Annotated in this window: 11 protein-coding genes; 5 read left to right on the forward strand and 6 right to left on the reverse strand. The window is 70.1% G+C overall.

All coding sequences use genetic code 11. The features are described 5' to 3' along the window. Positions 1-12: 12 nt before the first annotated feature. On the forward strand, positions 13-2,499 hold the full coding sequence (locus BOSE127_RS04780; protein WP_056068470.1) for a DNA gyrase/topoisomerase IV subunit A: 2,487 nt from the start codon (positions 13-15) through the stop codon (positions 2,497-2,499). Positions 2,500-2,667: 168 nt separating this feature from the next. On the opposite strand, the gene BOSE127_RS04785 is transcribed toward BOSE127_RS04780, so the two are convergent. Further along, entirely contained in the window at positions 2,668-4,794 is a 2,127-nt protein-coding gene (locus BOSE127_RS04785) for a DNA gyrase/topoisomerase IV subunit B (RefSeq protein WP_071244557.1), read from the reverse strand. 167 nt (positions 4,795-4,961) lie between these two features. Here BOSE127_RS04785 and BOSE127_RS04790 point away from each other — a divergent pair, with 167 nt between their 5' ends. Then, the gene (locus BOSE127_RS04790; protein ID WP_017886093.1) at positions 4,962-5,186 is read left to right on the forward strand and encodes a DUF7455 domain-containing protein; all 225 of its coding nucleotides are present in this window, start codon (positions 4,962-4,964) and stop codon (positions 5,184-5,186) included. A gap of 133 nt (positions 5,187-5,319) precedes the next feature. Here the strand turns inward: BOSE127_RS04790 and BOSE127_RS04795 are convergent, their stop codons facing one another. From BOSE127_RS04795 to BOSE127_RS04815, 5 genes are all read right to left on the reverse strand, one after another. Continuing rightward, positions 5,320-6,093 (reverse strand): type 1 glutamine amidotransferase, encoded by a 774-nt coding sequence (locus BOSE127_RS04795; protein ID WP_159556384.1) that lies wholly within the window; start codon positions 6,091-6,093, stop codon positions 5,320-5,322. Beyond that, positions 6,090-7,349, reverse strand: coding sequence for a MurT ligase domain-containing protein (locus tag BOSE127_RS04800; RefSeq protein ID WP_017886091.1), 1,260 nt, complete (start codon positions 7,347-7,349; stop codon positions 6,090-6,092). The genes BOSE127_RS04795 and BOSE127_RS04800 overlap by 4 nt, the downstream gene beginning before the upstream one ends. Positions 7,350-7,355: 6 nt before the next feature. Continuing rightward, positions 7,356-8,630, reverse strand: coding sequence for an RNA polymerase sigma factor (locus BOSE127_RS04805; RefSeq protein ID WP_017886090.1), 1,275 nt, complete (start codon positions 8,628-8,630; stop codon positions 7,356-7,358). Positions 8,631-8,823: 193 nt separating this feature from the next. Further along, a complete protein-coding gene (locus BOSE127_RS04810) occupies positions 8,824-10,143 on the reverse strand; it encodes an MFS transporter (RefSeq protein WP_042537033.1) in 1,320 nt (439 codons plus the stop codon). Between the two features lie 159 nt (positions 10,144-10,302). Further along, positions 10,303-11,232, reverse strand: coding sequence for a proteasome assembly chaperone family protein (locus BOSE127_RS04815; RefSeq protein ID WP_042537031.1), 930 nt, complete (start codon positions 11,230-11,232; stop codon positions 10,303-10,305). Positions 11,233-11,308: 76 nt separating this feature from the next. Here BOSE127_RS04815 and BOSE127_RS04820 point away from each other — a divergent pair, with 76 nt between their 5' ends. The 3 genes from BOSE127_RS04820 to BOSE127_RS04830 all read left to right on the forward strand — a co-directional run. Then, the gene (locus BOSE127_RS04820; RefSeq protein WP_159556386.1) at positions 11,309-12,799 is read left to right on the forward strand and encodes a leucyl aminopeptidase; all 1,491 of its coding nucleotides are present in this window, start codon (positions 11,309-11,311) and stop codon (positions 12,797-12,799) included. 156 nt (positions 12,800-12,955) lie between these two features. Next, positions 12,956-14,329 carry a dihydrolipoyl dehydrogenase gene (gene lpdA / locus BOSE127_RS04825; RefSeq protein WP_017886086.1) on the forward strand — a complete coding sequence of 458 codons (1,374 nt, stop codon included), beginning with the start codon at positions 12,956-12,958 and terminating at the stop codon, positions 14,327-14,329. 73 nt (positions 14,330-14,402) lie between these two features. Continuing rightward, positions 14,403-14,772 (forward strand): biotin/lipoyl-containing protein (locus tag BOSE127_RS04830; RefSeq protein ID WP_328698927.1); only part of this gene is annotated, 370 nt, incomplete at its 3' end.

Below are 14,772 nucleotides of genomic sequence, written 5' to 3' on the forward strand. Positions count from 1 at the left end.
CAGAAAGGTGCCATGGCACGCACGGATGTAGTCGGCCTGCCCGACGGTGAGCGCATCGAGGACGTCGACGTCTCCGAGGAGATGCAGGGTTCCTTCCTCGAGTACGCGTACTCCGTCATCTACTCGCGGGCACTGCCCGACGCCCGCGACGGCCTGAAGCCGGTGCAGCGCCGGATCCTGTACCAGATGGCCGAGATGGGGCTGCGCCCCGACCGCGGACACGTCAAGAGCGCCCGCGTCACCGGCGAGGTGATGGGCAAGCTGCACCCGCACGGCGACGGCGCGATCTACGACGCCCTGGTCCGGATGGCCCAGCCGTTCACGATGCGCGTGCCGCTCGTCGACGGCCACGGCAACTTCGGCTCACTCGACGACGGTCCCGCTGCAGCCCGCTACACCGAGGCACGGCTCGCCGAACCGTCGATGGCGATGACCGAGGGCCTGGGCGAGGACGTCGTCGACTTCGTCCCGAACTACGACAACCAGATCATGCAGCCCGGCGTGCTGCCGGCGGCGTTCCCGAACCTGCTCGTCAACGGTGCCTCCGGCATCGCGGTGGGCATGGCGACGAACATGGCACCGCACAACCTGGGCGAGGTCGTCGAGGCCGCGAAGCACCTGCTCATGAACCCGCAGGCCACCCTCGAAGAGCTCATGGAGTTCGTGCCCGGGCCTGACCTGCCGTCCGGCGGCACCATCGTCGGGCTCTCCGGGGTCCGCGACGCCTACGCCACCGGCCGCGGTTCGTTCCGCACCCGAGCCAAGGTGAGCGTCGAGAACCTCACCCCGCGCAAGGTCGGCCTCGTCGTCACCGAGCTGCCCTACCTGGTCGGCCCCGAGCGCGTCATCGAGAAGATCAAGGACGGCGTCCAGTCCAAGAAGCTCGTCGGCATCTCGGACGTCAACGACCTGACCGACCGCAACCACGGGCTCCGGCTCGTCATCGGCATCAAGAGCGGCTTCAACCCCACCGCCGTGCTCGAGCAGCTCTACAAGCACACCCCGCTCGAGGACGGCTTCGGCATCAACAACGTCGCCCTGGTCGGCGGGTCACCCCGCACCCTCGGGCTGCGCGAGCTCCTCGACGTCTACGTGCAGCACCGGCTCGACGTCGTCACACGCCGGTCGCAGTACCGCCTGGCACGTCGCAAGGAACGGCTGCACCTGGTCGAGGGTCTGCTCATCGCGATCCTCGACATCGACGAGGTCATCCAGGTCATCCGCACGTCCGACGACTCCGAGGCGGCGCGCAACCGCCTGCGCGACGTCTTCGACCTGTCCGAGGTGCAGGCCGAGTACATCCTCGAGCTGCGCCTGCGTCGCCTGACGAAGTTCTCGCGGATGGAGCTCGAGGCCGAGCGTGACCAGCTGCTCGCCGACATCGCCGCCCTCGAAGAACTGCTGGCGTCCGACGAACGGCTCCGCGCGCAGGTCGCCCTCGAGCTGACCGAGGTCTCCGACAAGTTCGCGACCCCGCGCCGCACCCTGCTCACCGAGGCGGACGCCCCGGTCAAGGGCGGTCGGAAAGCCGCGGTCGACCCGGAGTCCCTGCAGATCGCCGACTCCCCCTGCCGCGTGCTGCTCTCGACCACCGGGCGGCTCATCCGCGTCGACATCCCGACGTCGGAACTCGGCATCGTCCGCGTGCCGAAGCGCTCGAAGCACGACGCCGTCCGCTCCGCCGTGGTGAGCACAGTCCGCGGGCAGCTCGGCGCCCTGACCTCCACCGGGCGGGTCCTGCGGCTCTCCCCCGTCGACGTCCCCGCCGTGCCGCCCGCAGCGGTCCGGCTCGACGCCGGCGTCCGGGTCACCGACTTCCTGGCGCTCACCAAGGGCGAGACGGTCGTCGCGCTCGTCGACCTCGGTGGGGCATCGTCGGACTCGCTGGCGATCGGTACCGCGCACGGCGTCGTGAAGCGCGTCGTCCCAGGCGCCTGGCCGGACAAGCCCGAGTTCGTCGCCATCGGCCTGAAGCCCGGAGACGCGGTGGTCGGTGCCGCCCAGGCCCCGGAGTCCGACGACCTGGTGTTCATCAGCTCGAACGCGCAGCTGCTGCGGTTCCCGGCGTCCGTCGTCCGGGCGCAGGGGCTGCCCGCCGGTGGAGTGGCCGGCATGGCCCTGGCCGACGGCGCCGCCGTGATCTGGTTCGGGTCCGTCGCACGCTCCGACGACGCCGTGGTCGCCACGGTGTCCACGACCTCGACCGCGCTGCCCGGTACCGACGCCGGCCGCGCCAAGGTCTCCGCGCTGTCGGAGTTCCCGGCGAAGGGCCGCGCGACCCAGGGTGTCCGGGCGCACGCGTTCCTGAAGGGCGAGGACGGGCTCACCGTCGGCTGGGCGGGCATCGCGCCGCCGCACGCTGTCGGCACCGACGGCGCCGCCCGCACCCTGCCCGACTGGCTGTCGAAGCGTGACGGGTCGGGCGCACCGCTCGAGGCCGTCATCGGCTCGATCGGCGGCAGCGCCGCGACGCTCGACGGCACCGCCGGCGAGGCGTAGGCGGGCGCCGGCCGTCCGTCCGTCCGCTGCGCGCGCTCGCTTGCTCGCGAGAGCGACAGTGTCCCGCGAACGGTTCGCGGGAGACTGTCGCTTCGGCAGCACGGACCGCGCACGGTGGCGGCACGGTGTCGCTCTGGCGGCACCGAGACTCGGGCTGCCGCCGCGCCGCTACGCGTCGATGCGGTCGCGGTCGAGGCCCTCGCCGGCCAGGATGAACTCCTTGCGCGGCGCCACGTCGTTGCCCATCAGGAGCTCGAACACCTTCGCAGCGCCCTCGGCATGGGTCACGTTCACCCGGCGCAGGGTTCGGTGCGCACGGTCCATCGTGGTCTCCGCCAGCTGGTCCGCGTCCATCTCGCCGAGACCCTTGTACCGCTGGATCGGCTCCTGGTACTTCTTGCCCGTCTTCTCGAGCTTCTTCAACACCGTCTGCAGCTCCTGTTCGGAGTACGTGTACAGCGTGTCGTTCGGCTTGCCGCGGTTCACCACGACGACCCGGTGCAGCGGCGGCACGGCGGCGAAGACCCGGCCCTGCTCGATCATCGGCCGCATGTACCGGAAGAACAGCGTCAGCAGCAGTGTGCGGATGTGGGCGCCGTCGACGTCGGCGTCGGACATGATGATGATCTTGCCGTAGCGGGCCTGGTCGATGTCGAACGTCCGACCCGAACCGGCACCGATGACCTGGATGATCGACGCGCACTCGACGTTCGAGAGCATGTCCGACACGGACGCCTTCTGCACGTTGAGGATCTTGCCGCGGATCGGCAGCAGCGCCTGGTACTCGCTGTTGCGCGCGAGCTTCGCGGTGCCCAGGGCCGAGTCGCCCTCGACGATGAAGAGCTCGGTGCCCTCGGTCTCCTGCGAGCGGCAGTCCGCGAGCTTCGTCGGCAGCGAGGAGTTCTCGAGCGCGTTCTTGCGCCGCTGGGTCTCCTTGTGCGCCCGCGCCGAGATGCGGGTCTTCATCTCGGACACGACCTTCTCGAGCAGGGCGGCCGACTGCGCCTTCTCGGTACGCTGCGTCGAGGTCAGGATCTCGGTGATGCGCTTCGACACCACCTGGTCGACGATCTTGCGGACCGCCGGGGTGCCGAGGATCTCCTTCGTCTGCCCCTCGAACTGTGGCTCGGGCAACCGCACGGTCAGCACGGCGGTCATGCCGGCGAGGACGTCGTCCTTGTCGAGCTTGTCCTGCCCGACCTTGAGCTTGCGGGCGTTCGCCTCGACCTGGGCGCGGACGGCCTTCACGACACCGGACTCGAACCCAGCCTGGTGGGTGCCGCCCTTCGGCGTCGCGATGATGTTGACGAAGCTGCGGAACACGGTCTCGTAGCCACTGCCCCAGCGGAGTGCCAGGTCGACCTCGCACTCGCGCTCGACCGAGGTGGAGACCATGTGGCCCTTGTCGTCGAGCATCGGCACGGTCTCGGTGAAGGTCCCGGTGCCCTGCACACGCCAGACGTCGGTCAGGGGGCTGTCGACGGCGAGGTGCTCGACGAACTCGCCGATCCCGCCCTCGTACCGGAACCGCTCGACCACCGGGCCGGCAGCCACGGTGGTGCCCGTCGCCTCGGCACGGGCGGCAGCGGCGTCGATCGACGCAGCGCGCTCGTCGGTGATGGTGATGCCGAGCCCGGGCACGAGGAACGCAGTCTGGCGTGCACGGGTGACCAGGTCGTCGGTGCTGAACCGGGCGTCGGCGGTGAAGATCTGGCGGTCCGCCCAGTACCGGATCCGGGAACCGGTGACGCCCTTCTTGACCTTGCCCACCACACGCAGTTCACTGCCCGACGTGAAGGGCGCGAACGGGGCGTCCGGGCCGATGCCCTTGCTGTCGTCGAAGATGCCGGGCTCACCACGGTGGAACGACATGGCGTAGGTCTTGCCGCCACGGTCGACCTCGACGTCGAGACGCTCCGACAGGGCGTTCACGACCGAGGCCCCGACGCCGTGCAGCCCGCCCGAGGCCGCGTACGACCCGGAGCCGAACTTGCCACCGGCGTGCAGCTTGGTGAACACGACCTCGACCCCGGTCAGGCCGGTCTTCGGTTCGACGTCGACGGGGATGCCGCGGGCGGTGTCGCGGACCTCGACGGAGCCGTCGGCGTGCAGCACGACGCCGATCTCGTCACCGTGTCCCGCCAGGGCTTCGTCGACCGAGTTGTCGATGATCTCCCACAGGCAGTGCATGAGGCCGCGGGAGTCCGTCGACCCGATGTACATGCCCGGCCGCTTCCGGACCGCCTCGAGCCCTTCGAGGACGGAGAGATGGCGTGCGGAGTAGTCGGAGCTCACCGTCGGAGTTTACCGAGCGGCACCGACAGCACCGTGTGGACACTCGCACTGGGGCCATCCGATCCGCGCTGAGCGAAACAGGCCGCGACAATGCGTCGCTCCCAGGCATCACGTGTTGAAATGGTGCAACCACCCGGCACCACCTGCGATCCGTGAGGAGCACAGCAATGACCCAGACCGTGCAGGACCCCTCCATCGACGAAGTCAGCAACCACCAGCTGACCGCCGCCGACCGTTGCGACAGCTGCGGGGCGCAGGCCTACATCCGAGCCACCATGTCGAGCGGCGAGCTCTACTTCTGCGCCCACCACGGCGCCGAGTTCAAGGACAAGCTCGCGGCGACCGCCATCGAGTGGCACGACGAGAGCAGCCGACTCTACGAGTCGAAGTAGTCGCGACCTGCAGACGGACAGGAGGCGCGGTGCCAGCTGGCACCGCGCCTCCTGTCCGTCTGCAGCCCGGCTCAGAACGCGCGGACACGAAGAGGGCCGGGTCCCGTCGGGACCCGGCTTTCTGCTTCGTGCGTCAGGCGATGCGCTTGAACGCCTTGTCGACGTACCGGTCGACCGTGGCGCGCGCTTCACGTGCGTAGCGGTCGATGGTCGCCGTCTGCTCCGCGTTCGGCGCGTACTCGCGGCCCAGCCGTGCAGTGGCTGCAGCGAGGACACCGTCGGTCAGCTGCGGGTTGAGCGGCAGGACCGGACCCTGGGTGTGCGTGCCGAAGGAGTTCCCGACGATCGCGCCCTCGACCGGCGAGCCGGCCTGGTTGCCGCCGCCGGAGACGACGTCGGCGAAGGGCGTCACGCCGGCTGCGAGCTCGATGCGGGTGGCGTGGTCCTCGAAGCCGGCGAGACGCTTCGGCGCTCCGGGGAGCAGCGGGTACCGGGTCTCGAGCACGAAGTAGTTCACGCGGCGCTCGGCACCGCGCACGGCACGGGCGTCGAACACACCGAATCCGGCGAGCGGCGCGCCCTCGGTCGGCACGACCTCGTTCGTCGCGAGGTCGAAGCCGCCGCCGACGGCGATGACCGGCACGCCATCGGCCGCGAACGCACGGAGCGTTCCACCGATGCGTGCGACGTCGTCGCCCAGGGAGCGCATGGCGCTGAGCGGTCCGTTGCCGATCACGACGACGTCCGCCGTGGTCGGCAGGTCGTCGCCGGGCGCGTACTCCAGCACCTGCGTTTCGATGTCCGCGGCGGCCGCACGGCGCACCAGGGCCGCGACGTTGCCGCGGTCGCCCGAGACACCCATCTGCCGGGGGTAGACGTGCAGGATGGTCAGCCGGTCGGCCGTCATGCGGTCTTCTCCATGTCCGGGTGGCCGAGGGCCTTGCGGGCGATCATCATGATCTCGTAGTTGACGATGAAGTTCTTCGTCCCACGGGTCGTCGAACCGAGCTGCTCCATGTGCTTGATGGCAGCCTCGACGTCGGGCTCGACCCGGCCGATGCGGACACCGGCATGCTCGAGCGCGATCGCGATCTGCCACGCCTTGTCGCCGGAGACGACGTCCACGTGGTCGAGCTTCGAGAAGTCGATGTCGTAGATCCAGGAGATGTCCGGCGTGCCCTCGTCGATCGCCATGAGGACCTGCTCGGGCTGGTCCGGCAGGGCGTCGAGGTTGAGCTGCAGGCTCGCGGCGTTCTTGAACATCGTGAACTCGGCGGACTCGCCCGCGATGGGGAGCCGCTCGCCACGGCCGTAGGCCGGCTTCATCGTGCCGAAGGCCTTCGTCACGGCGTCGGCGCGGAACTGCGCACCGAGGGCCGCACTCGCCGTCGCGGTGGCCGCGGCGGCGTCGACCGCGTAGTGCAGGCCGCGGGCGGGCAGACGGACCGGGATCTCGGCGCCGTCGAAGCGGATCGTCGCGCCGTCGCCCGTGTGGGCCACGACCTCGGCGTCGGCGGTGTGCTGGGCACGGTCACCGGCGTCGAACGAGTCAGCGTTCTGCAGGCCGTTCGGCGCTGCGGCGATGACCTCGTCGCTCGCACCGAACCGCAGGACGCGCTGCCCCGGGGTGCCGCTGTAGCCGTCGAGGAACTGGTCGTCGTGGTTCGTGATGACGTTCGCCGTCGACAGTGCGGCGGTGTCGAGCATCATCGTCGCCACACGCTCGGTCTCGAAGAACCGGTACAGCTGGTCGACCTGCACGTTGAGCATCGTCACCGTCGAGGGCGACAGGATGCCGGCGAGCTCCACCGCGAAGGCCTCGTCGACCTCGAGGATGCCGATGTCCGCCTTGAGACGTCCGGTCAGCGAGACCTCGGACAGCAGGGCCGACGCGATGCCCTGCGGCAGGTTCGCGCCCGACGGGTTCGTGAAGACACGGAGCCCGTGGGCCCGGACGATGTCGGAGATCATGTGCGTCGTCGTCGACTTGCCGTTCGAACCGAGCACGAAGACGACGCCGTTCGGGAACTGCTTCGTCACGTGCTGCAGGAAGTCCGGCACGAGCTTCAGGACGATGAACCCCGGGTAGGCGGATCCACCGCCCCGCGCACGGGCGAGGGCACGGAGGATCCGCCCGATCAGGATCGGGATGAAGAAGCGCATGCCGGCTTACTCGAGGTAGTCGCGCAGCGACTGCGACCGCGACGGGTGGCGGAGCTTCGCCATCGTCTTGGACTCGATCTGACGGATGCGCTCGCGCGTCACGCCGAACGTGTCACCGATCTGGTCGAGGGTCTTCGGCTGGCCGTCGCCCAGGCCGAAGCGCATGCGGATGACGCCCGCCTCGCGCTCGGACAGGGAGTCGAGCAGGCTCTCGAGCTGCTTCTGCAGCATCGTGAAGCCCACCGCGTCGGCCGGCACGACCGCCTCGGTGTCCTCGATGAGGTCACCGAACTCGGAGTCGCCGTCCTCACCCAGGGGCGTGTGCAGCGAGATCGGCTCGCGACCGTACTTCTGCACCTCGACGACCTTCTCCGGGGTCATGTCGAGCTCGCGTGCGAGCTCTTCCGGAGTGGGTTCGCGACCGAGGTCCTGCAGCATCTGGCGCTGCACGCGGGCGAGCTTGTTGATGACCTCGACCATGTGCACCGGGATGCGGATGGTGCGGGCCTGGTCGGCCATGGCGCGGGTGATGGCCTGACGGATCCACCAGGTCGCGTACGTCGAGAACTTGAAGCCCTTGGTGTAGTCGAACTTCTCGACCGCACGGATCAGGCCCAGGTTGCCTTCCTGGATGAGGTCCAGGAACTGCATGCCGCGACCGGTGTAGCGCTTGGCCAGCGAGACGACCAGACGGAGGTTCGCGCCGAGCAGGTGCGACTTCGCACGCTGACCGTCACGGGCAACCCAGCGCAGCTCACGCTCGGCGGGCTTCGACAGCCCCGTCGAGTGCTGCAGCTTGTCCTCGGCGAACAGGCCGGCCTCGATGCGCATCGCGAGCTCGACCTCCTGCTCGGCGTTGAGCAGGGCGACCTTGCCGATCTGCTTGAGGTAGTCCTTCACCGGGTCGGCGGTGGCACCCGTGATGGTCGTGGAGTAGACCGGTGCCTCGTCGTCGTCGGTCTGCGAGATGACGAGCGCACCGGCGGCGACCGCGGCAGCGGCGTCCGGCTTGGCCGTCTTGTCGTCGGTGTCGTCGGCCTCGTCGGTCGGCTCCTCGACCGGCTCGTCCGAGGCGATGGCCTCGTCGACGGCGTCGGTCTTCTTCGCCTTGGGTGCTGCCTTCTTGGCAGGCGCCTTCTTGGCAGGGGCCTTCGTGGCGGGGGCCTTCGTGGCGCGCTTCTTCGGCGCTGCGGTGCCCTCGGTGGCGGTGGCGTCCTCTGCCACAGCGCCCTCGGGCTCGGTGTCCTTCGTGGGATCGATCGTCGTGCTCCGGGCAGCCATGCGATCACCTCTCTCGTCGTGCCACGTTCGTGGGGTCGTGGCTTCCCTCGCCGCCCAGGTCCCGCGCCGCAGTCCCCCGCGTCGTACGAGTCCTACCGTTCCGGGCAGCACTAGGACCCATGTCAAGTCCCCCGAGTTCACCGGCGCACCGAAGTGCTCCGACAGACAGGGGTCCCGAACGGGTCCGTGATCATTATTGCACGTGCCGCCTCCGCAGGCGTGCAACGAGTGCAACCCAGAGTGGTCCGACGCGTATTCCCTCTTCCGAGTGCAGCACCCGACGGGTCCGGCGGCGGGCGTGCAGGAGCATCCCGACGCCGAACCCGACCACGACGTACTGCACCGTGAGGGCGATCCGGAAGTTCTCCCAGGCGAACACCGTGGTGCCCGATGCCCGCGCCGCCACGTCGAGGACGACGCCGATCAGGTACATCATCACGAACGCCGCGAGGAACCCGCCGACGTTCACCACACCGTTCGCCGAGCCGAGCGAGCCGACCGGGTTGAAGGTCCGGGCGAAGTCGAAGCCGATGAGCGAACCGGGTCCGCCGATGCCCATCGCGACGACGAGCAGCACGAGCAGCCAGGTCGGCGGGTGCCCGGGCCAGAGCAGGATCGCCGTCCAGAGCACCGCGAGCAGCACGACCACGCCGAGCACCAGGTTCGACCGGCGCATCGGGAACCGTGCGCAGAGCACGCCGAGCACCGGACCGGCGACGAACCCGACCACCACGATGATCGTGAGGAAGCCCGCCGCCTCGCCCGGGGAGTACCCGAGTCCCCGGAGCATCGGGACGCCCCACAGCAGCGAGAACACCGTGCCCGAGGACTGCGTGACGTAGTGCGACCAGAACCCGAGCTGTGTGCCGGGGCGCCGGAGCGCGTGCCCGAAGGTGCTGAACGCGGCACCCCACGAGTGCGGCAGCGGGATCGTGTCGGTCCGCACCGGCACCGGACCGTTCCGGACGAACACGGCGGCGAGCACCAGACCGACCGCGCTGGCCGCGGCAGCGACGCCGAACGCCGGGGTCCACCCCACCGAGTGCAGGAGCACGGCGAACGGGAACGCCGACAGGACCTGGCCGATCTGCCCGAGGTTGCCCGTCCACTGCGAGATCTGCGGCAGGATCCGGCCGCTGAACCACATCGGTACCAGGCGGATCACCGAGATGAAGGTCATCGCGTCACCGGCCCCGACCAGCACCCGCCCAGCGATGGCCGGCCCGATCGAGGGCGACACCGCGACGATCGCCTGTCCGACGACCAGCAGTGCGGCACCGAGGAGCACGAGCCTGCGCGGTCCGACGCGGTCGAGCGCGATCCCCACCGGGATCTGCAGCCCCGCGTAGACGGCGATCTGCACCACGGCGAGCGTCGACAGGACGGCCGCCGAGACGGCGAACCGGTCCTGCGCGTCGACGCCGGACACTCCGAGCGAGGACCGTTGCACGACGGCGAGGACGTACGCGAGGACCGCGACGCCCCAGATCAGGAAGGCACGACGGGAGTTCACCGGACCAGGCTACCGACGCGTTCCCACGTCGATACGCGACAGCCGTCGCGAACGCGGGTCACGTCGTGCAGGTGACGACGGAACGGCCTGGAGGCGCGGTGCGGGCCCGCACCGCGCCTCCAGGCCGTCCTGTCGGAGCGTCCGGATCCGACGCGACGGTCAGTCGGTCGCGTCGCCCTGGGTGCGCCGGTCGGCCAGGAAGCGCTCGAGCTCGGCGGCGATCGCGTCGGCGGTCGGCACCTCGCCGTCGACGCCGGTGAGCGGCGACGCGACGGGGTTGCCCTCCATGTAGGTGTCGTGCCGTTCCTCGAGCACGGAGACCAGGCGCTGCAGCTCGGCGTTGCCGGCCACCTGCTCCTCGACGCGCGTCAGGAACTCGCGACCCGACTCGCGCAGGGCGTCCGTCGGGAAGATCAGTCCGGTCGCGGCGGCGATGCCGGAGAGCGCTGCGACGGCGGCGTCCGGGAACTCGGTGTCGGACAGGTAGTGCGGCACGAGCAGCACGAGCCCCGTCACCTGCGCACCCGTCTCGGCGAGGCGGTGCTCGACCAGGTGCAGGACGTTCGCCGGTGCCTGGGTCTCGGGCTTCCAGACGCTCATCTGCTCGACGAGGTCGGCCCGGGTGCCCGAGACGGTGAGGCTGATCGGACGGGTGTGCGGGACCGGCATCGGGATCGACTGCACCCAGGTGGTGTCGGCGACCTGCAGGTCGGCGGCGAGCCCGGTGACGGCGCGGACGAAGCGGTTCCACTGGAAGTCCGGCTCGTAGCCCGACAGGAACAGGAACGGCTGGCCGATCTCGTCGCGCACCAGGTGCAGTGCAAGACGGGGCGGTTCGACGGCGCTGATGTGGTCGTGCTCGAAGGTGATGACCGGACGACGGGCACGCCAGTCGAGCAGCACGTCGGGGTCGAACTCGGCGACGAGCTCGGTGTCGAGGTCCTCGAGGATCGAGTTCGTCACCTGTGCGACGGCGGAACCGGCATCGGCGAACCCGGTCAGCCCGGCGACCAGGTGCAACCCCGCCGGGACGGTCGGGGCGTCCGCGTCGAACGTGTAGAGCTCCTCAGGGTGGTTCACCGTCCCCATGCTAGGCGGGGCCCCCGACGTCCCCGGTGCGCGACGACGACGCCGACAGCGAACAGGCCGTCGGTAGGGTTGGGGCATGGTCCGACCGACGCTCTCCACCACCAGTTCACCCCCCGAGACCACCACCGCCGACGTCCTCGTCGTCGGGGTCCGTCCGGGATCCTCCGGCGACGCGGACAGTGCCGCTTCCCTCGCGCCCAGCGCCCTGGGAGCGGTCGACGCCCTCGCCGACCTCGACCTCGCCGCGATCGGGGTCACCGGCGCGAAGGACCAGCTCGTCCGACTCCCCGCCTCCGGTGTCGGGGCGAAGTCGGTCGCGCTGATCGGCCTCGGCTCCGCCACGGGCGCCGCCGCGATCCGTGCAGCCGCCGGCAGCGCGGTCCGACAGCTCCCCCGCGTCGACTCGATCACGCTGGCACTGCCCACCGACTCCGCCGAGCTCGTCGAAGCCGCCCTCGAGGGCGCGGCGCTCGGCGCGTACGCCTTCACGCGCCACAAGGGCACCGGCACCAAGGCCCCGGCCCGTGGCGACCAGCGCATCGAGGTCGTCGCCCCCGCCGACGTCGCCGCCGACGCCGCGGTGCGCCCGGCGATCGTCGCCGACGCCGCGTCGCTCGTGCGCGACCTGGTGAACACCGCCGCCGGTGACCTCGGGCCGCAGGACGTCGCCGACGTCGCGACCGGGTTCGCCTCGGACCTGCCGCTCACGGTCGAGGTCCTCGACGAGCAGGCGCTCGAGGAGCAGGGCTTCGGCGGCATCCTCGGCGTCGGCCGCGGTTCCGCCCGGCCTCCGCGTCTGGTCGTCGTCCGGTACGCACCGGAGTCCGCGACGAAGCACCTCGCCCTGGTCGGCAAGGGCATCACCTTCGACTCGGGCGGCCTCTCGCTCAAGCCCGCGGCATCGATGCTCGGGATGAAGACCGACATGACCGGTGCCGCCACGGTGCTCGCCGCGACCGTCGCCGCCGCCCGCCTGGGCCTCGACGTGCGGGTGACCGCATGGCTCGCCCTCGCCGAGAACATGCCCTCCGGCACCGCGACCCGCCCGGGCGACGTCCTGATGCTCAAGAACGGCACCACGGTCGAGGTCACCAACACCGACGCCGAGGGGCGCCTGGTGCTCGGCGACGGGATGGCCGCCGCATCGCTCGAGCAGCCCGACGCGCTCGTCGACGTCGCCACGCTGACCGGTGCCCAGGTCGTCGCGCTCGGCGACCGCACGACCGGCCTGATGGGCAGCGACGACCTCGTCGCGAAGGTCCGCGCCGTCGCCGAGGGCGTCGCCGAGCCGATCTGGCCGATGCCGCTGCCCGAGGAACTCGAGGCCCGGCTGTCCAGCGACGTCGCCGACATCGTCAACGCCACGGTCGGCAACCCCGCCGGCGGCATGCTTCTCGCGGGCAAGTTCCTCGAGCGCTTCGCGGGCGAGGGTGTCCCCTGGGCGCACCTCGACATCGCGGGTCCGTCGGAGAACAAGGGCGGCGGGTACGCCTGGTTGGGCAAGGGTGCGACGGGTGTGATGGTCAGGACGCTCATCGCTCTCGCAGAAGACCTCCAGTCCGAGTAGTAGGTTTGGTACCGGTGGGAACGGCGCACTGACGCGCCTCCCACCGGTACTGCACGGGACGGGACCGGAACCACGCGGTCCGACCGTCGGACGCCGCCCTCCGCGGTGTCCACGTAGGGCCCGATCGGCCCGACACGCACGAGGGAGTTGCACCAGGTGACGGAACAGACTTACGACGTCGTTGTCCTCGGTGGCGGGAGTGGTGGGTACGCCGCTGCGCTCCGGGCCGCCGAACTCGGCATGAGCGTCGCGCTCATCGAGGGCGACAAGCTCGGAGGGACGTGCCTGCACCGCGGCTGCATCCCGACGAAGGCACTGCTGCACGCGGCCGAGGTCGCAGACGCGACGCGCGACGCCGAGAAGTACGGCGTGGTCGCGGAGTTCGCCGGTGTCGACGTGCCCAAGGTCATCGACTACCAGCAGGGCATCATCAACTCCAAGTACAAGGGCCTGCAGGGTCTGATCAAGGCCCGCGGCATCACCGTGGTCGAGGGCTGGGGCCGTCTGACCTCGCAGAACACCGTGCAGGTCGGCGACCAGACCGTCACCGGCAAGAACATCGTGCTCGCGACCGGCTCCTACTCGAAGTCCCTGCCGGGGCTCGAGATCGGCGGCCGCGTGATCACCTCCGAGACCGCGCTCCGCATGGACTACGTCCCGAACAAGGTCGTCATCCTCGGCGGCGGCGTCATCGGCGTCGAGTTCGCCAGCGTCTGGAAGTCCTTCGGCGCCGAGGTCACCATCGTCGAGGGCCTGCCGCACCTGGTCCCCGCCGAGGACGAGTCGATGTCGAAGCAGCTCGAGCGTGCGTTCCGCAAGCGCGGCATCGAGTTCTCGCTCGGTGTCCGGTTCCAGGGCGTCGAGCAGCACGAGAACGGCGTCGTCGTCACGCTGGAGGACGGCAAGACCTTCGACGGTGACGTCCTGCTCGTCGCCGTCGGCCGTGGCCCGGTCACGCAGAACGTCGGCTACGACGAGGTCGGCGTGACGATGGACCGCGGGTTCGTCACCACGAACGAGCGTCTCGCCACGAACATCCCCAACGTCTACGCCGTCGGCGACATCGTCCCCGGCCTGCAGCTCGCGCACCGCGGCTTCCAGCAGGGCATCTTCGTCGCCGAGGAGATCGCCGGCCTCAACCCGGTGGTCATCGAGGACAAGAACATCCCGAAGATCACCTACTCCGACCCCGAGGTCGCGTCGGTCGGACTCTCGCAGGCCAAGGCCGAGGAGCAGTACGGCGCCGACAAGGTCGACTCGTACGAGTACAACCTGGCCGGCAACGGCAAGAGCCACATCATCGGGACCTCCGGCTCCGTCAAGGTCGTGCGCGTCGTGGACGGCCCCGTCGTCGGTGTCAGCATGATCGGCGCCCGCGTCGGTGAGCTCATCGGTGAAGCCCAGCTCGCCGTCAACTGGGAGGCCTACCCCGAGGACATCGCTCCCCTGGTGCACGGCCACCCGACCCAGAACGAAGCCCTCGGCGAGGCGTTCCTGCACCTCGCGGGCAAGCCGCTGCACGCGCTGTGACCGGCACCGGCAAGCGCACTGTGACAATGACATCAACAACCACTGCAATCCCCCGCGAAGAGGAGTCCACCCGATGAGCGAATCCGTCAACCTCCCGGCGCTCGGCGAGAGCGTCACCGAGGGCACGGTGACCCGATGGCTGAAGAACGTCGGTGACCGGGTCGAGGTCGACGAGCCGCTGCTCGAGGTCTCGACCGACAAGGTCGACACCGAGATCCCGTCGCCGATCGCCGGCGTCGTCGAGGAGATCCTCGTGCCAGAGGACGAGACCGTCGAGGTCGGCACCGCCCTGGTGAAGATCGGTGACGGCTCCGGTTCGTCCGACGGCGGTTCGGACTCGTCCGACTCCGACGACGCCAACGCCGCCGCTGCCGAAGCTGAAGAGCCCGAGGCCGCTCCGAGCACCGAGCAGGAGGCCGAGACCCCCGCGCCGGAGCCCACCG

The sequence above is a fragment of the Curtobacterium sp. 8I-2 genome, assembly GCF_902506155.1.
Classification (GTDB): domain Bacteria; phylum Actinomycetota; class Actinomycetes; order Actinomycetales; family Microbacteriaceae; genus Curtobacterium; species Curtobacterium poinsettiae.

What these genes read in the sequence shown, in the direction of transcription:
- BOSE127_RS04780 (WP_056068470.1), top strand. Translation starts at nt 13, where the DNA reads ATGGCACGCACGGATGTAGTCGGCCTGCCCGACGGTGAGCGCATCGAG.
- BOSE127_RS04820 (WP_159556386.1), top strand. Translation starts at nt 11,309, where the DNA reads ATGGTCCGACCGACGCTCTCCACCACCAGTTCACCCCCCGAGACCACC.
- BOSE127_RS04805 (WP_017886090.1), bottom strand. Translation starts at nt 8,630, where the DNA reads ATGGCTGCCCGGAGCACGACGATCGATCCCACGAAGGACACCGAGCCC.
- BOSE127_RS04795 (WP_159556384.1), bottom strand. Translation starts at nt 6,093, where the DNA reads ATGACGGCCGACCGGCTGACCATCCTGCACGTCTACCCCCGGCAGATG.
- BOSE127_RS04815 (WP_042537031.1), bottom strand. Translation starts at nt 11,232, where the DNA reads ATGGGGACGGTGAACCACCCTGAGGAGCTCTACACGTTCGACGCGGAC.
- BOSE127_RS04790 (WP_017886093.1), top strand. Translation starts at nt 4,962, where the DNA reads ATGACCCAGACCGTGCAGGACCCCTCCATCGACGAAGTCAGCAACCAC.
- BOSE127_RS04800 (WP_017886091.1), bottom strand. Translation starts at nt 7,349, where the DNA reads ATGCGCTTCTTCATCCCGATCCTGATCGGGCGGATCCTCCGTGCCCTC.